The sequence below is a fragment of the Agarivorans albus genome, from assembly GCF_019670105.1.
In the GTDB taxonomy this organism is placed as follows: Bacteria; Pseudomonadota; Gammaproteobacteria; order Enterobacterales; family Celerinatantimonadaceae; genus Agarivorans; species Agarivorans albus.
The window spans coordinates 2,985,069-3,005,403 of record NZ_AP023032.1; the positions used below are offsets into that span (position 1 = coordinate 2,985,069).

Annotated in this window: 23 protein-coding genes; all 23 read right to left on the reverse strand. The window is 44.4% G+C overall.

Annotation, left to right across the window (positions count from 1 at the left end; translation table 11 throughout):
* Positions 1 to 2 precede the first annotated feature (2 nt).
* The 23 genes from K5620_RS13450 to fliN all read right to left on the reverse strand — a co-directional run bounded on the left by K5620_RS13450 (position 3) and on the right by fliN (position 20,321).
* Entirely contained in the window at positions 3 to 755 is a 753-nt protein-coding gene (locus tag K5620_RS13450; protein ID WP_016401685.1) for a heme ABC transporter permease, read from the reverse strand.
* Positions 756 to 788: 33 nt separating this feature from the next.
* A complete protein-coding gene (ccmB, locus tag K5620_RS13455) occupies positions 789 to 1,454 on the reverse strand; it encodes a heme exporter protein CcmB (RefSeq protein ID WP_016401686.1) in 666 nt (221 codons plus the stop codon).
* A complete protein-coding gene (gene ccmA / locus K5620_RS13460; protein ID WP_016401687.1) occupies positions 1,454 to 2,089 on the reverse strand; it encodes a cytochrome c biogenesis heme-transporting ATPase CcmA in 636 nt (211 codons plus the stop codon). The genes ccmB and ccmA overlap by 1 nt, the downstream gene beginning before the upstream one ends.
* 315 nt (positions 2,090 to 2,404) lie before the next feature.
* A complete protein-coding gene (locus K5620_RS13465) occupies positions 2,405 to 2,830 on the reverse strand; it encodes a DUF2802 domain-containing protein (protein WP_016401688.1) in 426 nt (141 codons plus the stop codon).
* Positions 2,831 to 3,319 (reverse strand): chemotaxis protein CheW, encoded by a 489-nt coding sequence (locus K5620_RS13470; protein WP_016401689.1) that lies wholly within the window; start codon positions 3,317 to 3,319, stop codon positions 2,831 to 2,833. It lies immediately after the preceding gene.
* A gap of 138 nt (positions 3,320 to 3,457) precedes the next feature.
* Positions 3,458 to 4,288 carry a chemotaxis protein CheW gene (locus K5620_RS13475; RefSeq protein WP_016401690.1) on the reverse strand — a complete coding sequence of 277 codons (831 nt, stop codon included), beginning with the start codon at positions 4,286 to 4,288 and terminating at the stop codon, positions 3,458 to 3,460.
* Entirely contained in the window at positions 4,285 to 5,070 is a 786-nt protein-coding gene (locus tag K5620_RS13480) for a ParA family protein (RefSeq protein WP_016401691.1), read from the reverse strand. The genes K5620_RS13475 and K5620_RS13480 overlap by 4 nt, the downstream gene beginning before the upstream one ends.
* Complete coding sequence (locus K5620_RS13485) at positions 5,070 to 5,993, reverse strand: flagellar motor protein MotB (protein WP_221077383.1); 924 nt, start codon at positions 5,991 to 5,993, stop codon at positions 5,070 to 5,072. Before K5620_RS13485 ends, K5620_RS13480 begins: the two co-directional genes overlap by 1 nt.
* 1 nt (position 5,994) lies before the next feature.
* Entirely contained in the window at positions 5,995 to 6,741 is a 747-nt protein-coding gene (locus K5620_RS13490) for a flagellar motor protein (RefSeq protein ID WP_152781310.1), read from the reverse strand.
* Positions 6,734 to 7,858, reverse strand: a complete 1,125-nt coding sequence (locus tag K5620_RS13495; RefSeq protein WP_016401694.1) for a protein-glutamate methylesterase/protein-glutamine glutaminase — start codon at positions 7,856 to 7,858, stop codon at positions 6,734 to 6,736. The genes K5620_RS13490 and K5620_RS13495 overlap by 8 nt, the downstream gene beginning before the upstream one ends.
* 25 nt (positions 7,859 to 7,883) lie before the next feature.
* Entirely contained in the window at positions 7,884 to 10,055 is a 2,172-nt protein-coding gene (locus tag K5620_RS13500) for a chemotaxis protein CheA (RefSeq protein WP_016401695.1), read from the reverse strand.
* An 11-nt stretch (positions 10,056 to 10,066) separates the two neighbouring features.
* Entirely contained in the window at positions 10,067 to 10,807 is a 741-nt protein-coding gene (locus tag K5620_RS13505; RefSeq protein WP_016401696.1) for a protein phosphatase CheZ, read from the reverse strand.
* A gap of 13 nt (positions 10,808 to 10,820) precedes the next feature.
* Positions 10,821 to 11,204, reverse strand: coding sequence for a chemotaxis response regulator CheY (gene cheY, locus K5620_RS13510; protein ID WP_084681816.1), 384 nt, complete (start codon positions 11,202 to 11,204; stop codon positions 10,821 to 10,823).
* 127 nt (positions 11,205 to 11,331) lie between these two features.
* Complete coding sequence (locus K5620_RS13515; RefSeq protein ID WP_016401698.1) at positions 11,332 to 12,051, reverse strand: RNA polymerase sigma factor FliA; 720 nt, start codon at positions 12,049 to 12,051, stop codon at positions 11,332 to 11,334.
* A complete protein-coding gene (locus tag K5620_RS13520) occupies positions 12,044 to 12,937 on the reverse strand; it encodes a MinD/ParA family protein (RefSeq protein WP_016401699.1) in 894 nt (297 codons plus the stop codon). The genes K5620_RS13515 and K5620_RS13520 overlap by 8 nt, the downstream gene beginning before the upstream one ends.
* Positions 12,927 to 14,354 (reverse strand): flagellar biosynthesis GTPase FlhF, encoded by a 1,428-nt coding sequence (flhF, locus tag K5620_RS13525; protein ID WP_152781316.1) that lies wholly within the window; start codon positions 14,352 to 14,354, stop codon positions 12,927 to 12,929. The genes K5620_RS13520 and flhF overlap by 11 nt, the downstream gene beginning before the upstream one ends.
* A gap of 37 nt (positions 14,355 to 14,391) precedes the next feature.
* Entirely contained in the window at positions 14,392 to 16,503 is a 2,112-nt protein-coding gene (gene flhA, locus K5620_RS13530) for a flagellar biosynthesis protein FlhA (RefSeq protein WP_016401701.1), read from the reverse strand.
* 98 nt (positions 16,504 to 16,601) lie between these two features.
* Positions 16,602 to 17,729 carry a flagellar biosynthesis protein FlhB gene (flhB, locus tag K5620_RS13535; protein ID WP_016401702.1) on the reverse strand — a complete coding sequence of 376 codons (1,128 nt, stop codon included), beginning with the start codon at positions 17,727 to 17,729 and terminating at the stop codon, positions 16,602 to 16,604.
* An 18-nt stretch (positions 17,730 to 17,747) separates the two neighbouring features.
* The gene (gene fliR, locus K5620_RS13540; protein ID WP_016401703.1) at positions 17,748 to 18,527 is read right to left on the reverse strand and encodes a flagellar biosynthetic protein FliR; all 780 of its coding nucleotides are present in this window, start codon (positions 18,525 to 18,527) and stop codon (positions 17,748 to 17,750) included.
* A complete protein-coding gene (locus K5620_RS13545) occupies positions 18,527 to 18,796 on the reverse strand; it encodes a flagellar biosynthetic protein FliQ (RefSeq protein WP_016401704.1) in 270 nt (89 codons plus the stop codon). The genes fliR and K5620_RS13545 overlap by 1 nt, the downstream gene beginning before the upstream one ends.
* A 16-nt stretch (positions 18,797 to 18,812) precedes the next feature.
* A complete protein-coding gene (gene fliP, locus K5620_RS13550) occupies positions 18,813 to 19,556 on the reverse strand; it encodes a flagellar type III secretion system pore protein FliP (RefSeq protein ID WP_016401705.1) in 744 nt (247 codons plus the stop codon).
* Positions 19,546 to 19,950, reverse strand: coding sequence for a flagellar biosynthetic protein FliO (gene fliO / locus K5620_RS13555; protein ID WP_016401706.1), 405 nt, complete (start codon positions 19,948 to 19,950; stop codon positions 19,546 to 19,548). Before fliO ends, fliP begins: the two co-directional genes overlap by 11 nt.
* The gene (fliN, locus tag K5620_RS13560) at positions 19,950 to 20,321 is read right to left on the reverse strand and encodes a flagellar motor switch protein FliN (protein WP_016401707.1); all 372 of its coding nucleotides are present in this window, start codon (positions 20,319 to 20,321) and stop codon (positions 19,950 to 19,952) included. Before fliN ends, fliO begins: the two co-directional genes overlap by 1 nt.
* Positions 20,322 to 20,335 lie beyond the last annotated feature (14 nt).

Consider the following 20,335-nt stretch of genomic DNA (forward strand, 5'->3'; position numbering starts at 1 on the left):
TGCTACCCCTTTGCTTGAATATGGCGTTGAATAAGTTGTTGTACCCATGGTCTACGTTGCTCGCGTCGCAACAGTTCAGTTCTAAAGCGAACCAAGCTCACCGCGCCAAGGAAAAATCCAAAGGCTAGAATATTAAGCAGTAAAGGCCATAGCATTCGAGAATCGATAGAGGGTTTATCAAACTTGGTAATGGTTGCGCCCTGATGCAGGGTATTCCACCACTCTACTGAGTAATGAATAATAGGTAAATTAATCACACCAACAATGCTAAGAATGCCTGCAGCGCGACCAGCCATGGTTTTATCAGAAAAAGCGTTATACAGGGCAATAACCCCCAAATATAAAAACAGCAGTATTAACTCTGAAGTAAGGCGCGCATCCCATACCCACCAGGCTCCCCACATTGGTTTGCCCCAAGCTGCACCGGTAAACAAGGCAACAAAAGTAAATACCGCGCCAACTGGCGCTACAGCTGCTACATACATATCAGCTTGTTTAATTTGCCAAACTAAACCAATAAAAGCTGCTATGGCCATTGATGAGTATGCACCCATCGACATAATTGCTGAAGGCACATGAATATAGATAATTCTAAAACTGTCGCCTTGTTGGTAATCGGCAGGTGCAAATAAAAGGCCCCACACTAAACCTACAGAAAAACACACAATGGCAAAAATACTAAACCAAGGCACAAATTTTCCTGCTAGGGTGTAACTCGCCTCAGGTTTTGCGTATGGATGTAACCATTTCCACATAATGGTATTTACTCTCTCGGTCTTATTCTAAATTTAGTTAATGCTTACTCTTAGCGCTGCAGCCGTGGCAAAAGGAGCCAAGGTGAGAGCAAGTAAGCTTATGGCGCCCATGATCGCTAAATGCCCGGCATAGGGCAAGCTTAATGACGCAGCTTCAATCGCAGATGTCGCAAAAATCAACACTGGAATATACAAAGGCAAAACTAACAAGCTAAGTAAAACGCCCCCTTTGCGTAAACCAACAGTTAAGGCGACCCCTACAGAACCAATTAAACTCAATACTGGGGTCCCTAGTACTAAGGTGTAAAAGGTAGCTTGGAAACTTTGCCATTCTAAAGACAGTAACACTGCCAAAAGAGGCGAAAGCAATAAGATAGGCACACCTGTTATCAGCCAATGAGCCACGATTTTAGCCAAGGCTATCAAGGCTAGCGATGAGCCACTCATCAGCATTTGCTCTAAAGACCCATCTGCAAAATCATCTCGAAATAAACGCTCCAAAGACAATAACGAAGATAACAGCGCAGCCACCCACAAAATACCCGGCGCTATTTTGGCCAATAACAAGGGCTCCGGCCCTACTGCGATGGGGAATAAGGTAATAACGATGAGAATAAACCACAGCGGGTTAAGCACATCTGACTTTTGCCGAAAAGCGGCTAGAAGCTCGCGCTTAACAACAGTAGTAAACGCATGCATTAAAGCGCTTCCTCAAAGGCCGGTTTAATCTCTAAGATTCGATAATCGGAAGTAGGAATATTTAACTCTTGATGAGTCGTTAACAACACCATTCCTCCTTTTTGAGCATGAGACAAAATAACTTGTTCCAAATACGCGACGCCTTGTTTATCTATCGCGGTAAATGGTTCATCAAGGATCCACAATTTGCGCGCAACCAGCCACAACCTAGCCAGCCCGACTCGGCGCTGCTGACCTGCTGAAAGATGAGCAACAGCTTCTTCTTCTAATCCTGCTAAACCTACACGGGTTAACAAAGCGTAAAGCTGTTCTTGTTCCATGCTTTCGCCAGCCAATCCTAGATAAAAACGTAAGTTTTCTACTGCACTTAGTTCAGCCTTTACCCCAGCATGATGGCCTAGATAAAGACACTGTTGATGGTATTGCTCAGCCTGCTGAGAAATGGCTTCTTCTTGCCAAAAAATCTCTCCGCTTTCGGGGCGTGACAAACCGGAAATCAATCGCAATAAACTGGTTTTACCGGCGCCATTTGGCCCGGCAACTTGCAAAATTTCACCCGGTGATAATGTGAAAGACAAGTCGTCGAACAATACTCGTTCTTCACGTACACAACACAGTCCATTAACCTTTAACATTCAACTATTTTCTTGCCCAACACACAGGCTAGGATGTTAACACAGCTAAGCCTAAAAACTAGATTGAGCATAAGGATTAACGCCATGTTTACAGCGCTTTGCAATACAAGTAACAAAAACATAGCCTGTTTGTATATAGCGGTATTTCAGTTGAGCGCTAACATGCTCTCGCAGTTTATTTGAATTGATGAAGCCATAAATAGAAATGTAAAAGAAGCGAGGAAAAAACCAAGAATTTGAATCGGGCTAAGGAGTCTAAACCATTAAGTATATACACGGACAGCTAAACAAAAGCATTCTCTAGTTATAACCAGCTTAACTCACTTGCCCTTTCATTTTATTGCGTAAACTTAGTAGCAATTCAGCTTCAGCTTTTGGCAGCTCACACTCGCGCATAACTTCATCTAAATCTGCACCTAATTCAACCAGCTTTACCGCTCGAGTATACAATTTGCTGTCGGGATCTTGCGATTGAATTTGAGAGGTACGAAGAAAAGCCTGCTCTACTTGTTCACTTTGCCGTTCTAACTCACCCACCAAAGAGGCATTGGCTTGATGAATTTCTTGCAGTTGCTTTTCAACCACTCGATGTGACTGAAGAAGATTTTTGGTGACTACCTCTAAGCTTTGCATTTTTTGCTCATTGGCTTTCAATTGCTGTTGCGCCTTGTTGCTGAACCAAATAGCACCAACAAGGCAAACAACGGTTGCCACTAGGGCAATCAGATTAATCCAATCCATTTATAGTGAGCTTACTTCGTCCCACTCTTCATCAGAAAGCAGTTTATTTAGATCAACTAAAATGAGTAATTGTCCGTCGCGATTACTCACACCTTGGATAAACTTAGCGCTTTCTTCAGTACCCACATTAGGCGCGATATCAATCTCAGACGAGCGCAAGTAAACCACTTCTGCAACACTATCAACCAAGATGCCAATCACTTGAGATTCTGCTTCGATAATAACAATTCGAGAATTTTCTGTGATATCAGAAGAAGGCAACCCAAAACGTGAACGGGTATCAATAACCGTAACTACATTGCCGCGCAAGTTAATAATACCTAGTACATAATTTGGCGCACCTGGTACTGGGGCAATTTCGGTATAACGCAATACTTCTTGTACCTGCATTACGTTGATGCCATAGGTTTCACTTTCTAGCTGAAAAGTCACCCATTGTAATACTTCATCTTCGGCAATATTTTCTGCGATGTTACGCTGCTCGCTCATCTGCGTGTCCTTTTTAGTATTCGTGAGTCCTATCGGATCTCGCAACTCATATTATTCAGTATATATCATATGTTATAAAACTAAATGGCAGATTTTCCTACCTTTTCAACTTGAGAAGCCTATCGGGCTCTCAGATTTTTAATGTCCTTCGATATCTACGCCATCTGCGAGCATTTGTTGTAGTTCTTCAACATGCAACAAGGCACACATTTTTTGCTTTACCATTCCGGCTAACCAAGGTCTTTGACCAGGCGTTGAACGCCATTTAACGTCATCTCGGTTAAGTCTCTCAGTGCCAAATAGTTTTTCACAGCTTAAGCCCCAAGCACTTTCACCTAACATCACTAAATACTTATAGTCTGGCTCAAAGGGCTGATTTGGCATCACCCATTTAGCGGTATCAACCACACTGAGCTTTTCTTCACGTTCGATCATAATCCCGGAAAACCATGGAGGCTTACCAAACAACGGGCTCACTTCGGAGATTCGGTGAATACCTCCAAGCTGAGTAAGCGGCACACCAAAAGTTACCCCTGCCACTTCAAAAAATAGCACCTGAAAGTCGTTATCAGTGTCGATATTTTGCCATTCGGCGGCAGTTGGCTCTTCTTGTGGAGCAAGGGATGTTTCGGTTTCGGTTTCGGTTTCGGTTTCGACCTCAACTTCTTGCTCTTCTACCTGCTGCTCTAGTTCCTCAACCTTTACCTCAACTTCAACCTCAGGCGCTTGTTCCGGCAACTCTTTTATGGGCAGCAATACCGGTTGCGCTTCTGCGACTGCAGCCACGCGCTGCTCGGCTTCTGCAAACAACTCTTCCAATGGCTTGCTTTGCGGCTCCAGGTGTTGTGCTGCTTTTTCTTGAGCTGCTGGTTTTACTTCGGGACGTTTTTCTGGCTCGGGCACAGATTCAGTAAGTAATGAATCAAAGTAGTCGCCTAGTGCTTCTTCCATCAACTTGTCACTGTTCATAATAGCCCCTGCTCATCTGTCATTTGCAGTAAATGTGCTAATAATGTTTGATAAGCAAAAACTCCGCGACAGTTCTTAATATGATAAGAAGGCGGAGTGTGACGAAGGCTAGCGTCGCGAAACTTAGTGTCGATGGGGATAACCGAATTCCAAATATTTTTAGGGTAAGTTTCTTGTAGTTCTTTAAGCGCTGCTAATGACGCTCTGGTGCGCTTGTCATACATGGTTGGAACCACAGTGTAGCGCAAGGGGCCGGGACAAGAGCGCTGCATAATCGCTAAGGTTTTAACCATTCGCTCCAAGCCTTTAATTGCTAAGAACTCGGTTTGTACTGGCACTAACACCCTATTGCTAGCAGCTAAAGCGTTGACCATCATTACCCCTAATACTGGCGGGCAATCAATTAACACATGGTCATATTTATCTTCAACGCGAGATAAGATGCGTTTGAGAATTAGCCCCATACCTTCACGTTGACCTAGCACTTTATCTAACGTTGCTAAAGCCATACTGGCGGGGATAAGGTCGAGGTTATCAAATGCTGTGGCCTGAATACTATGGGTAACCATCGCATCATCAATTTGGCTGTTTTGATAAAGCTCGTATAGGGTGCCTTGCACACTATCAACATCAAAACCCAAATAACTGGTTAACGAAGCATGCGGATCGGTATCTAACAACAGAACGCGTTTACCCTGCTGCGCCAACAAACCGGCAAGCGAAATTACCGTAGTGGTTTTACCTACGCCACCTTTTTGATTGGCTACTGTCCAAACTTTCACTATTCTTCCTGCCTTGTTGTAAAACGTACCCCGCCGCCTTCTAAGGGCACAGCTAACATGGTTTCACTGTCTGGTTGTTTTTTCGGTTCTGCTTCCGCTTTATCTGGTTCTTCAGGACTTACTTCAGCCTTTGGCTGCCATAAAGTTTTCGCTAAGGCGATAACGACTCGTCGGTTTTTGCGATGACTCGTACTCGATTCATCGGGAGCAAACTCAGCGTAAGCTTCTAATGCCATTCTAGCAGGCGCTACTCCCCTAACTTGCAACTCTCTTAAGACCCGTGTTGCCCGCGCTGCAGATAACTCCCAGTTGCTAGGGTAAAGTTCGCTATCAATGCTGTCTTCATCAGTGTAACCACGAACTCGAATATAGTTATCAACTTGACGTAACTTTTCTGCCAACACATCAATAACCTGGGCAGCAGGTTTGAGTAAGTACGCGCTGCCACTAGCAAAAAACAGTCGACTATCTAGCTCTATAGTGAGCCATTGTTCATCATAACTTATTACTATATCGTCGGTTTTTAGAAAATCTTTAAACTCTGTTGCCAGTTGTTCAGCCAGCTGAATAAATCCTTCATCGTCAGCATTGCTTTTATAATCGCTAGTTGCTGGAGTCTCTTCGACACGTTTAAAGACTCCCCCATCTAATATAGATTGTCCGCCAGATAAAATGCCGGCCTCTGAGGAACCTTCTAACTCGATAGCAACAATTTCTTGATTTGAGACTTTATCAGTTTCGAAAAGTGAAATAGCTTGCTGCAATCGGGTTTGTAATTCGGGATATTCATTTTCATTAGCAATGGCCATGGCATACAAAACAACAAACAAGGCAAACATTAGCGTCATATAATCAGCGTAAGACACCAGCCAACGTTCGGTACTTGCGTTACGCTTAGCCTGCGTGGCGTAGCGATGACGCATATTAGCTGAGTTCCGTATTAAAGCTATGCAAGCGTCGTTGCACTTCCATACTATTGGCACCCTCTGCAATAGAGACTAAGCCGGCGAGAGTCATTTCTTGGTATATTGCTCGCTCTCCTGCTAAAGCACGAAGTTTGTTGGCAATAGGCAAAAACACAAAGTTAGCAAACCCTACCCCATAAATGGTGGCAACAAATGCCACGGCAATTCCTTGACCCAATTGCTCAGGGCTAGTTAAAAAGTCCATGGCTTGAATTAGCCCCAATACCGCCCCGAGAATGCCAACGGTTGGGCAATACCCACCCATTGCTTCAAATACCCCTGCTTGTTTTTCTAAGCGGTTTTGCTCAAGATCGATTATATCTTCTAGCGACTGTTTTAACTGCTCGGTTTCAGCTCCATCTATCAACATTTCTAAACCTAGTACACTAAAGGCATCGGCTTGTTGTCGATGTTTTTCTAATACCAGATAACCATCTTTCCGAACTGTATGAGACCAACTTAAAATTAGTTGAGTTTGCTTTTTAACATCTAGTTGTTGAGTTTGCCAAACTCGCGGAATGGATTTTATAGCTTGAACAAATTGAGAAGCTGGCGTTTGCAGCATGACTGCGCCAACCGTGCCACCTACAACGATAATAAAGGCGTGCAAATTAACCAGATCTGAAAAGCTACCACCCGCTAAAGAATGACCTAAACCAACAGCAGAGAAGGCGATAAACACGCCAGCAATGCTAAGTTTATCCATTCCCTATTTCCGCTACAATCGCTTCACAAAAGCGATCAAGAGGTAGTTGTTCTGACGCTAAACCAGCACTAGCAACCGCTTGAGGCATACCATACACCACGCAACTGGCTTCATCTTGCGCCCAAATGGTAGAGCCCTGCTCTTTTAATAAGCGAGAGCCATCTCTGCCATCGGCCCCCATACCAGTTAGTATCATCGCTAATACATTAGACTGGTGGCTCTTTGCTAGTGAGGCAAAAGTAATATCAACACATGGTTTGTAATTTACTTTATCGTTACCATCAATGACCCGTAGACGACCGTAAGATCCTCGACCTTCCACCAACATTTGCTTACCACCTGGTGCTAAATAAGCCCAACCAGGGCGTAACTCGTCACCGTCCTCAGCTTGTTTAACATTGATTCTCGACAAGCTATTGAGTCGCTGAGCAAAAGCCGCAGTAAAAGTAGCCGGCATATGTTGAACCAATAGAATCGGTTTAGAAAACCCAGCAGGTATTTGAGTAAGAATAGTTTGTAGCGCAACGGGGCCACCAGTGGAAGTGCCGATAGCCACTAACTTATAGCGTTTGCCAGAAGGCTTAAAACGGGCGGTAGCACGCTCTTTTGGTTGTGGGGCTGAAGTAGTTGGCGAAGCTTTTACTGCAGGTCTTGTAGCTGCGCTTGGCCGAACAGGAGTGCTTGGAGCCGGTGCGCTAACACTACGACGAGCACTAACGCGACGGCGAGCAATAGCTTTAACCCGCTGCTGAAGAAGGCTAACGGCTTCTTCTCTATCACGAGCTATGTCTTCAAACTTTTTAGGAATAAAATCGAGAGCGCCAGCTTCTAGGGCATCAAGAGTGGCCTTTGCGCCTTCGTGAGTTAGCGAAGAAAACATAAGCACTGGGGTGGGATTCTTCGCCATAATTTCACGAACGGCAGTAATACCATCCATTATCGGCATTTCGATATCCATGGTCACTACATCAGGTTTTAGACGAGCGACCATGTCGATGGCTTCACGGCCATTTTTTGCGGTATCGACCACTTCTAAAGAAGGGTCCGCGTTGATGATCTCGCTTACCCGGCGTCGGAAAAAGCTCGAATCATCAACTACAAGTACTTTTATTGCCATGTTAGATTCTTCTTAAAGGCTAGGCTTACATCTTACGAGCGTAGCGTTTCAACAGGCTTGGAATATCAAGAATTAAAGCAATACGGCCATCACTAGTGATTGTTGCACCAGCCATACCTGGAGTACCTTGCAATAATTGGTCTAGTGCTTTGATCACCACTTCTTCTTGGCCAATCAGATTATCAACAACAAAACCGACTTGTTGTGGGCCAATTTGTACGATAACCACGTGCCCTTGAGAACTACGCTCTCCAGATTGGCCATTTCTAATTAACCAATCTTGTAAGTAAAACAGTGGAATTGCCTTATCACGAACAATCACAGTTTCTTGACCATCAACTACATTAGTTTTGGTAAGGTCTAGGTGGAAAATTTCATTCACGCTAGTCAGTGGTAAGGCAAAAGTCTGCTTGCCAACGTCGACCATCAAGGTTGGCAAAATAGCCAAGGTTAGCGGTACTTTAATCTGTAATGTAGTGCCTTGCCCCAACTGTGAATCAATATCAACGGAACCATTAAGTTGGGTAATGCTAGTTTTCACCACGTCCATACCCACACCTCGACCGGAGATGTCTGAAATCTCAGTCTTAGTAGAGAACCCTGGCGCAAAAATAAGACTATAAGCATCTTTATCTGGCATGCGAGCAGCGGCATCGGCATCAAGCACGCCGCGCTCAATCGCAATAGATTTTAGCTTATCGGCATTCATACCAGCGCCATCATCCTCGATTTTAAGCAAGATATGATCACCTTCTTGTGAGGCAGAAAGGCGAATAACACCGGTACGAGGTTTACCCGAAGCAACTCGATCATCTGGCATCTCAATACCATGGTCAACAGAGTTTCGAACTAAGTGAACCAAAGGATCAGCCAGCGCTTCAACTAAGTTTTTATCTAAGTCGGTATCTTCACCCACCAACTCAAGGTTAATGTCTTTTTTCAAGCTTCGCGCTAAATCTCGAACCACTCGAGGGAAACGGCCAAACACTTTTTTGATTGGCTGCATGCGGGTTTTCATTACCGCACCTTGAAGATCAGCAGTCACCACATCCAAGTTAGCAGTGGCTTTAGACATATCCTCATCATTGCTATTAAGGCCCAAACTCACTAAGCGGTTACGTACCAATACCAACTCGCCCACCATATTCATAATATCGTCTAGAGTGCGGGTATCTACGCGAACGGTGGTTTCGCCTTGAGGTACAGCTTGCTTGGCTGGCGCTTTTGCAGGCTCTTGTTTAGCTGGAGCGGCCTTAGCAGCAGGTTTGGCCGGTGCCGCTGGTTTAGCAGGCGCTTTAGGGCTAGCTTCAATTTTTGCAGCAGGCTTAGGCGCAGCTTTAGCTGCGGGCTTAGCTGGAGCGGCTTTAGTGTCAGGTGCTTTGCCTGCACCATGTAATTGGTCTAGCAGTTTCTCAAATTCATCATCACCAATTTCATCAGCATTTGAACTAGGCTTCGTTACTTCTGGCGTTTTAGGGGCAGCCGCTTGTCCAGCACCTGGCGCCTTAGAACCATGCAGTTCATCCAACAGTTTTTCAAATTCATCATCTGAAATATCACCATCACTGGCAGCTTTTTCAGCTGGAGCTGCGGGAGTAGGTTTTGGTGTTGCGGCAGCAGCAGGTGCAGCTGAGCCATGCAGCTCATCAAGCAAACGCTCAAACTCGTCGTCGGTAATTTCGTCAATGTTGCCGGCATCGGCGCTCGGAGCTACTGGCTCTGGCTCTGGCTCTGGCTCTGGCTCTGGCTCTGGCTCTGGCTCTGGCTCTGGCTCTGGCTCTGGCTCTGCAGCCACTTCGTCAGCAGATTCTGGGCGAGACAACTGATGTAAGCTTTCAATTAATTCAGGAGACGCAGGTGTTAAAGGCTCGCGTGCTTGAACTTGAGCGAACATATCATTAACTGAATCTAGCGCTTCAAGAATCACATCCATTAGCTCAGGCGATACACTCCTTCCACCGTTGCGCAAGGTGTCAAAAATATTCTCAGCTCCGTGACAAACATCAACCAGTTCGGTCAATGACAAGAAGCCTGCTCCACCTTTAACTGTATGGAAACCACGAAATATGGCATTTAACAAGTCACTGTCATCTGGACGTTTTTCTAAATCAACCAGCTGTTCAGACAGCTGCTCAAGGATCTCCGCCGCTTCTACGAGAAAGTCTTGTAAGATGTCTTCATCTACATCAAACGACATGCGCTACTCCCTTAAAATCCTAAACTAGACAACAAGTCATCAACATCATCTTGGTCGTTAACAACGTCGTCCCTTTGCTCTTTATTTAATATTGGCCCTTCGGCTTCGATAGCAGATTTAGTCACTTTTTTATTTTCTACTACTTCGGCATTCTCATTTCCAAACAAGGTAAGCATTTCAACCAGACTTTCTTCCACCTCTTGCACCAAGGTGATTACCTTACGAATCATCTGACCGGTTAAATCTTGGAAATCTTGAGCCATCAATATTTCGGTTAACATGCTACGTAGTTTATCGGCATTTGCTGAAGAACTATTAAGGAAAATATCGATTTGGTGACATAGCGCCTTAAATTGGCCGATTTCAATTCTTCGTTCCATCAAACTTTGCCATATAGGCATGATACTGTTGATTTCGTTAGTTAATTGATCGGCAATTGGAAGGCCAGACTCTACTGCGTCCATGGTTTTATTGGCCGCTTGATCGGTCATCTCTATCACATAGTTTAACCGCTCTTTAGCGTCTGGTATTTCTTGATTAGCTAACTCGTTAATTCGAATATCGAGTTTAAATTCATTTAAAGAGTCATGAAGCTGACGAGTGAGCTGCCCAACCTTATCAAATAGCAGGTTAGCTTTTGGAGCACAAAGCTCACTAACAAGTTGATTCGCCTCGGCGACATTTCCTTCTTCAAGTAGCGCAACCAAAGATTTGGCGTCGGCTAATGAAATAATCGGAGTATCTGTGCTCACGCATCTTCCTTTCTTATTGTAGTCTTTCGAAAATCTTATCTAGCTTCTCTTTTAGCGTGGCTGCAGTGAAAGGTTTAACAATATATCCATTTACGCCGGCTTGAGCAGCTTCGATAATCTGTTCACGTTTTGCTTCGGCAGTTACCATTAAAACAGGTAAGTGAGACAAACTTTCGTCGGCACGAATATTTTTCAGCAGGTCGATGCCTTCCATTCCAGGCATATTCCAATCAGTTACTACAAATTCGAAATCGCCGCCTTTAAGCATAGGTAATGCGGTATTTCCGTCATCGGCTTCATGAGTATTGTTGAAGCCAAGATCTCTAAGTAGGTTTTTAATAATCCTTCTCATCGTTGAAAAATCATCAACAACCAGAATTTTCATATTTTTATCCAAGGTACGTCCCCCAACAGGATGTTTTACAAGCCACTAAATAGGCCAAAAATTTATGTAATATAGATATTATGCCTTAATAAACACAATTTTAGTCCATCTTTTACAAGAAATGTAAGGATGAATTTCTCTATTGTGTCCAATCTCGCATTCGAGTTTTAACTCGAGCAAGCGCTTGACTATGAATTTGACTGACTCGGGACTCGCTTACGCTCAATACTTCACCAATTTCTTTTAGGTTAAGTTCTTCATCATAATAGAGGGACAAAACCAGTGCTTCTCTCTCTGGAAGACCTTTAATACATTCGGCAAGAGATTGTTGAAAGCGTTGATTGGCAAAACCTTCAAAGGGTCGGTTTAGCTCTCGACTTTCTTCACTTGATATGACGTCTTCACTCACACCTAGATCATCGATACCTAAAATGCGTCCGCAATTTACATCAGACAACATAGAGTGATACTCACTTAAGCTTACGCCAAGCTTTGCTGCAACCTCGGCGTCTTTTGCGTCACCGTTTTTTTCTTTCTCAACCTCAGCGATTGCATCACTAATGGCGCGGCTGTTTTTATGTACCGAGCGTGGGACCCAATCGCCACGACGAATTTCGTCAAGCATAGAGCCACGAATGCGGATGCCGGCGTAGGTTTCGAAGCTAGCGCCTTTTGAGCCATCAAAGTTACGTGCGGCTTCGATTAAGCCAATCATTCCTGATTGGATCAAGTCATCAACAATCACGCTAGCCGGAAGCCTAGCCATTAGGTGATGGGCTATCCGTTTGACCAAGTTTGCATGGCGCTCCACCAAAACATTAGTGTCATTAGCGCTGGCATAAGCGGCAACTTTATTCACTAAGCTGTTCTCTATTTTTACGTTGTCCAAACTCGAGAAGGTTCTCGATGAAAAATTCTAAATGTCCACCTGCTTGTTCAGGAATTGGCCAAGTAGAAGCTTTACTTGCTAATGAGCGAAATGCCAAAGAAGCAGGAGACTTAGGATAGGCTTCTACCACTACTCGCTGCTTTCTTACGGCTAAGCGCACGTTATTGTCATAAGGAATACAAGATACCAATTCGAGTGTAGCATCCAAGAAGCGATCGGTAACTCGAGTAAGCTTAGCAAATAATTCTTGGCCTTCGCGTAAGCTACGCACCATATTTGCCACCACTTTAAATTTGTAGACACCGTGCTGGTTTGAAAGCAGCTTTATTAGCGCATAAGCATCGGTAATAGAGGTTGGCTCATCACACACCACCACTAATATGTCTTGTGACGCTTTGGCAAAACTTAGCACCATGTCGGAGATGCCCGCTGCAGTATCAACTAGCAACACATCAATAGGTGTTTTCATGCTGCTAAAAGCACGAATAAGTCCGGCGTGTTCCGCAGGACTAAGTTCCACCATTGATTGAGTACCAGAAGTAGCTGGTGCAATTAAGATCCCATTAGGCCCTTTAACTAATACTTCATCTAAGGTGCATTCACCGGATAAAACGTGAGAGAGGTTTTTAGTTACACGTAAGCCAAGCAGCACATCTACATTTGCTAGGCCTAAGTCGGCATCCAATACCATTACGCGCTTACCTTGCGCAGCCATGGCTATACCCATGTTAAGAGTAACGTTAGTTTTACCTACGCCCCCTTTGCCGCCAGTTACAGCGATGACTTTCACATTGTTTTTTTGTTGCATCATTCTTAAGCCGCTAGCTTGGTCAAATTCATTATCTTTAGAATACATCTGAAACCTTTTGTTGTTCGGTTTCACTAAACCAGAAATGTTGCTGGCTTTGCTTATCGATAACCGATAATGCTTGTTCTATTAATTGGGTAGGCGCAGCTACCGCAATATCTTCAGGCACTTGTTGGCCGTGAGTAACGTAACTTATTGGTAAGGCATGGCGCAAGGTTACATTTAACACTTCGCCTAAAGCCAAACTTTCATCTAATTTGGTAAGTATGGTACCAGCTAAGGGAATTCGCTGAAATTGGTTCACAGTTTCTTCAATTACCCGACGCTGCGCGTTGGCCGACATCACCAAATAGTTGCGAATGTTCACGCGGCTGTTTTTTACTAGCTTATCTAATTGTTCGTGTAAGCGAAGATCTCGTTGGCTCATGCCAGCGGTATCAATAAGTACCAACTTTTTGTCTTTAAACTGATAAAGCAACTGTGAAAGCTCTTCTTCATCATTGGCGACGCGTACGGCGCAGCCCATAATTTTGCCGTAAGTAGCAAGTTGTTCATGAGCACCAATACGGTAGGTATCTGTAGTAATCATCGCCACACTTTCGGCGCCATGGCGCATTGCAAACTGTGCTGCTAACTTGGCGATGGTGGTTGTTTTTCCTACACCCGTTGGGCCAAGCAACGCAATAGCCCCACCCTTTAACAAAATCTCATCTTGGCCAACCGGTAGTTGATTGACTAATAGTTCACGTAAATGCTGCCAGCCTTCTTGAACGCCGAGTTCTTCGGGAATGTATCCAGCTATTTGGTCAGCCATATCTTCATCAAAACCAACTAGCTGCAACTGCTTAATTAACATCGCGCGTACCGGCTCTTGGCGCTCTACTTCCTGCCACATTAGTCCAGATACTTGATGTTCAAGCAACTTGCGCATGGCGGCCATTTCTTTTTTAAGCTCACCAACTTCGTTGCCTGCAGCAGCTGATGCTGAGCTAGCTGGTTGTCCACCAAGAGACGTATTTGTTGGTTTATTTGATATGGAGCCTTGCTGCGCCCAACCTTGTTGTTGAGCTAAAGAGCGTGGCGCTTGAACGGTGCGAGGGCGCTGCTGTTGCTGCTTTTGCTGAGACTGTTGCAAGTTTTCTTGCTGACGCTTTTGATGGCGCTGCATAAAGTTGGTTAGGTTATCTTTCAAACTAGCATTTTCGTCAAAATCATGACTTGGATGCTGTTTTGTTGGCGCTTTTTTGGCAGCGCCTGCATTCATAGACGACAAATTGACGCTATCTTCAGGCAATTCTCTATCGCTTTTAGGTGCAGCTTGTTTAGCGCTAGAAGGTTCAACCGCAGCAACAATCTCGATGCCACCGGTTACCTTTTTGTTAGACATGATAACTGCATCGCTGCCAAGTGTTTCCTTCACTTCGGCTAGTGCGGTTCGCATATCTTTTGCAAAAAAGCGTTTCATTTTCACTGTTCACCTTCCTTTTGCTAATTCGCTGAAGCTACTGCCCCACTGAACTCACAATTCGTATTTGTTTATCTTCTGGCACTTCTTGATAAGACAGAACCCTTAATGCAGGCATTGCTGTTTTAACAAATCGAGACATGCTTGAACGCAGTATGCCCGAGGTTAACAAGATAGCGGGTTGACCGGCCATTTCTTGGTTTTGACACGCCTCCGTTAATGATACTTGGAGTTTCTCTGCCAAACCTGGCTCCATACCTGCGCCATCGTTTCCTGCCGCTTGCATCGACTGATGCAATATCTGCTCCAAGTCTGGAGACAAAGTAATTACTGGAAGTTCTGCCTCGCTGCCAATCAACTCTTGAACGATTAAACGTTTTAACGAAATACGACAGGCAGCGGTAAGAATATCGGGGTCTTGGCTCTTAGGCCCATATTCAACCAAGGTTTGAACAATGCTGCGAACATCACGAATAGGCACGCCTTCATTCAGTAGGTTTTGCAGTACCTTAACTACCGTAGACAAAGTCATAGTGTCTGGCACTAGGCCTTCAACCAATTTAGGCAAACTGCCACCTAGCATATCAAGTAGGTTTTGAACTTCTTCGTGGCCAAGTAGGCTGGCCGCATTGTTAGTAAGAAGCTGACTTAAGTGGGTTGCAACAACCGTGGCAGAATCAACTACCGTGTAACCCAATGTTTGCGCATGTTCGCGCTGCTCGGTAGCAACCCAAGCTGCTTCTAAACCAAAGGCGGGATCTGTGGTGGCTTGGCCTTCGATTTTACCAAATACCTGACCTGGGTTAATCGCCATTTCGCGGTCGTGGAACACTTCCGACTCACCGTAAGTTACGCCCATTAAGGTTATTCGATACTGGTTTGGGCCTAAATCTAGGTTATCTCGAATATGCACGGCAGGCACAAGAAAGCCTAAATCTTGAGATAGCTTCTTACGCACGCCTTTAATACGCGCCAATAATTCGCCGCCTTGAGATTTATCCACCAATGGAATTAAGCGATAACCTACTTCAAGACCAATCACATCAACCGGTTGAACATCATCCCAACCTAGCTCTTTTGGCTCACTGCTAACATTAGAACTGGAAGAAGCAGGCTGTAATGCAGTCTCGGCGGCTTTCTTAGCATCGCCTTTATGTCGCATCCAGGCAGCACCCAAACAAACCGCTGCACAGCTCAGAAAAGCCAAATGAGGCATGCCAGGCACAATGCCCATAATGAAAAGAATCGAGCCACAAATAATCATTACTCGTGGATCTTTGAACATTTGTAAGCTTACTTGCTCACCCATATCCGCTTCGGTATTTTGGCGAGTAACCACTAAGGCAGCAGCGATAGACAATAGTAAAGACGGGATTTGCGCAACTAAGCCATCACCAATGGTCAGTAAGGTGTATACCTCTGCAGCTTGAGCGAAGGTTAGGTCATGCTGGGCCACACCAATAATGAAACCGCCTAAGATATTGATGAATAGAATCAATATGCCGGCTATGGCATCACCTTTAACAAACTTACTAGCACCATCCATTGAACCATAAAAATCAGCTTCGTTGGTTACGTCAGCGCGGCGTTCACGGGCTTGTTCTTGGTCGATAATGCCAGCATTTAAATCAGCATCAATCGCCATTTGCTTACCGGGCATGGCATCCAAGGTAAAGCGCGCGCTTACTTCTGCGATACGGCCTGCACCTTTTGTTACTACTACAAAGTTGATAATCATCAAGATCAGGAATACCACCAAACCAACAGCGTAGTTCCCGCCAATAACCACTGAACCAAAAGCTTCAATTACATTACCAGCAGCATTCCCACCGTTATGCCCTTCTAACAAAACGACTCGAGTAGAGGCAACGTTCAAGGCCAAACGTAATAAAGTAGCGATTAACAACACGGTAGGAAACACCGCAAAATCTAGCGGGCGCTTGGTATAAACAGCAACCAATAACACCACTAAGGCAAGAGAGATATTGAAAGCAAACAGAATATCCAATAGCCACGCGGCCATTGGTAAAACCACCATGCCTAAAGTAGCTAGCACTACCATAGGCGTGCCAAAGCCCTTTATAACATTGACATCAACTTTTTTTAGATCTTGAAGCTTAAAGCTGGTGAGGCGATTGATGATTTCCATAAATGACGAAATACTGACTTCCTAACAACTGATGAAACGAGAAAAGCAATAACTGAGCCAACCACATAAAACACTCCAAGTAAGTGCTGAAACTGAGGTTAATATCTCAAATCATCTGGAATAGGTAGATCATCCACAACCGGTTTAGGACGCTTACCTTTACCTTTGCGGTATTGCTCAAGCTGGAAAACAAAAGCAAGTACTTGTGCCACAGCAACGTACAAGCCTTCAGGAATATCGTGGCCAAGTTTAGTTGTGTGATACAAGGAACGAGTTAAAGCAGGCGCTTGCATCACTGGTACATCATAGTGACGTGCAATTTCGCGAATTTTCATGGCGACTTCATCTACCCCTTTAGCCACTACTTTTGGCGCTCCACTGCCATTGCTGTCGTATTTTAGCGCTACAGAAAAATGTGTTGGGTTGGTAACAACAACGTCCGCCTGAGGTACGTCGGCCATCATTCGACGAGCAGCCATTTCCATTTGTAAGCGGCGAATACGCCCTTTTACTTCAGGGCTACCCTCCATGTTTTTATGCTCGTCTTTTACTTCTTGCTTAGACATTTTAAGCTGCTTGTTGTGATTCCAAATTTGATAAGGCACATCAATGATCACAATAATAATCAAGCTACATACTAAAGCTAACAGCATCCATTGCAGCATATCCAAGGCATTAACAATTGAACCAGGAATAGACTGCATGCTAAGCGTAAGAATTTCAGCAAACTTCCATTGCAGGACAAACCAGACTACCCCGGCAATGACCAACACTTTAGCGACGCTTTTTATGAACTCTACAAAAGCTTGAATGCCCAACATTCGTTTAAAGCCTTGAATGGGCGACATTTTACTGGCTTTTGGCCTAGCAGCCTCCCAGCTAAATGGCATGCCTCCTAATAGAGTATTGCCAATAAGCGCGGCTAAAGTAATAAAGCCCATGATCCATATCATTGGTTTAAACAATAACCAGCCCATAATGCCTAAGTTTTTTAGCATTAGGTTTACGTCAAAAACTTCTTCTCGGCTCATCACAAAAGCGGTTTGGAAAACCTTGACCATGGATTCCGCCAACATACCGCCAAAAGCCATGATGGCTAAGGCTGCACTAATCAGTACCGCAGCGGTACCTAACTCTTTAGAACGCGCTACCTGCCCTTTATTACGGGCGTCTTCGAGTTTTTTCCCCGTGGGGTCTTCCGTTTTTTCTTGATCGTCGTCTGCCATAGTAACTCGACCCTTGGTTTAACAACCAATCAGCAGCATGTCACATGCCAAGCTGCGGCCAACCTCCCACTGACGTTCAAAATGCGCTAGAAACCCACCAATGGTGAGCCAAAGAATGAATAAACCAAACAACATACTTACCGCAAAACCAATACTAAAAATATTCAGCTGCGGGGCTGCTCGCGTCATAATACCGAAAGAAAAGTTTACCAGTAACATTGCAACTACAGATGATATAGATAGCGCCAAAGCAGCCAAAAATAATTGTGAATACCAGCCTGCCAGTAATTGATAATCCAAACTGCTTAAGCCGTTCATACCCACCGGCAGGGTTTCAAAACTCATAGCAATTAAAGTAATCAACTGCAAATGGCCGTCGATGGCCAGAAACAATAAGGTTGCCAAAAGCAAATAGAATTGACCGACAACCGGCGTACTTTGGCCGTTATTCGGATCGACCATGGAGGCAAAACCCAAACTGGTTTGCATAGCAATAATTTGTCCGCCAACAACAAAGGTTTGCATCAATAACTGTGAAATAAATCCAATAGCAGCGCCAATAAGTACCTGCTGCAAAATAACGATAACAGCTTGAAAAGAGAAAACTTCTATTCCAGTTACTTCCGGCAAAATAGGCACTAAAGCAAAAGTGATGGCTAAAGCTAGTAACAATCGCACCCGAGTTGGTACTGATTTACCTCCAAAACTTGCTAATACCATCAGCATCGCAGCTACTCGAGTAAGCGCCCATAGATACTGACCAATCCAAGCCATCACTACGCTGGCAGGAAACTCCATTAGCCAACAACCTGAGGAATCATATCCACCATGGTAAAAAACAACTCCATTAGTTTCTCGGTAAACCAATGACCAGCGACAATAAGCGCACCTAAGGTAACCAGTAGGCGAGGTAAAAAACTTAAGGTTTGTTCATTAATTGAGGTAGCGGCTTGGAAAATAGCAACGATTAGTCCAACCAACAAACTAGGAACAATGGCAGCAGACACCAATAGCATCACTTGGCCTAAAGCAAGGCGAAATACATCAACAAAGACTTCCGGTTCCATCTAAAGGCTCCTACGTCTATACGCCAAAACTATTTGCAAGCGTGCCCATCACCAAGCTCCATCCATCTACCAACACAAACAGCATTAGCTTAAATGGCAAAGATACAATCATTGGCGACAGCATCATCATACCCATTGCCATCAAGATACTGGCCACCACTAAGTCGATAACCAAGAAGGGAATAAACAACATGAAACCAATTTGGAAAGCGGTTTTAAGCTCTGAGGTTATAAAGGCAGGAATAAGTACATTGAAAGGTACCTCTTCCGGCGAGCCCACTTCCACTTTGGCAATTTTAACAAAGGTTTCCAAATCCGTTAGCCGGGTTTGCGCCAACATGAACTCTTTGAGCGGCTCTTTGGCTTTTTCGAAAGCCTGCATCGAAGTAAGATCTTCACTTAAATATGGCTGAACAGCCTGAGTATTCACTTCATCGATTACCGGCGACATAATGAAAAAGGTCAAAAATAAAGCGATGCCAATAATTACTTGATTTGACGGGCTTTGTTGCAAACCCATGGCTTGCCTTAAAATAGACATCACCACCACGATGCGGGTGAAGGATGTCATCATAATCACTAATGCAGGCAAAAATGACAGCGCAGTCATCAAGGCCAAGACTTGCAAGGTCACCGAATACTCTTGTCCACCATCTGGATTAGTGGTCATAGTGATGGCCGGTAAAATACCTTCTTGAGCAACACTAGGGGCAACAACACCTAGCAACAAACTTAGGCAAATAAACAGCTTACTTTTCATTTTTAGCCAACAATCCTTGTAACTGTTTAGTAAATGAGCCACTCATCTTTTTCGGCTTGGCAACAATCGGTTTATCTAACTTATCCAAAAGGTTTATAGATTGAGTAGTAACACCAATTAAGTACTGCTGTTCACCAATTTCTACCACCATCACCCGCTCTCGCGTACCTAAAGCTAAGTTAGTGACCACTCTAGACTGGCCACCAGCAAACTGGCTAAGCCGAGTCTTCTTTAGTACCCATGCACAAACAAAAATAGTGACTAAGACTAAAGCCAAAGACATTACCCACGAAAGCAGTTCAACTTGGCTATTGGGAGGAGTAGTGGTTTCTTGTTCAGCTAAAGCTGGCAAACTAATGCCGGCTGCAATGATGAATGCGAGGACTTGTTGCATTACTTGAGCTTTTTAATACGTTCGGTTTGGCTAATAACGTCGGTAAGGCGAATACCAAACTTATCATTTACAACAACCACTTCACCATGCGCAATCAGTGTTCCATTAACAAGAACATCCAACGGTTCGCCGGCAACCCTATCTAGTTCTACCACTGAGCCTTGGTTAAGTTGTAACAGGTTACGGATGCTAATATTGCTGCGGCCTACTTCCATGGAAATAGTTACAGGAATGTCCATAATCGAATCAAGCTTACGTTGCTCTTCTTCGGTTATGGGTTTTGATTCATCGACAAAGTCTTCAAGCGGAGCAGGCTCGGCTTCGGCCATTGCTGCTGCCCACTCATCAGCCATATCATCTTGATCACTCATATTTTATCCTTATT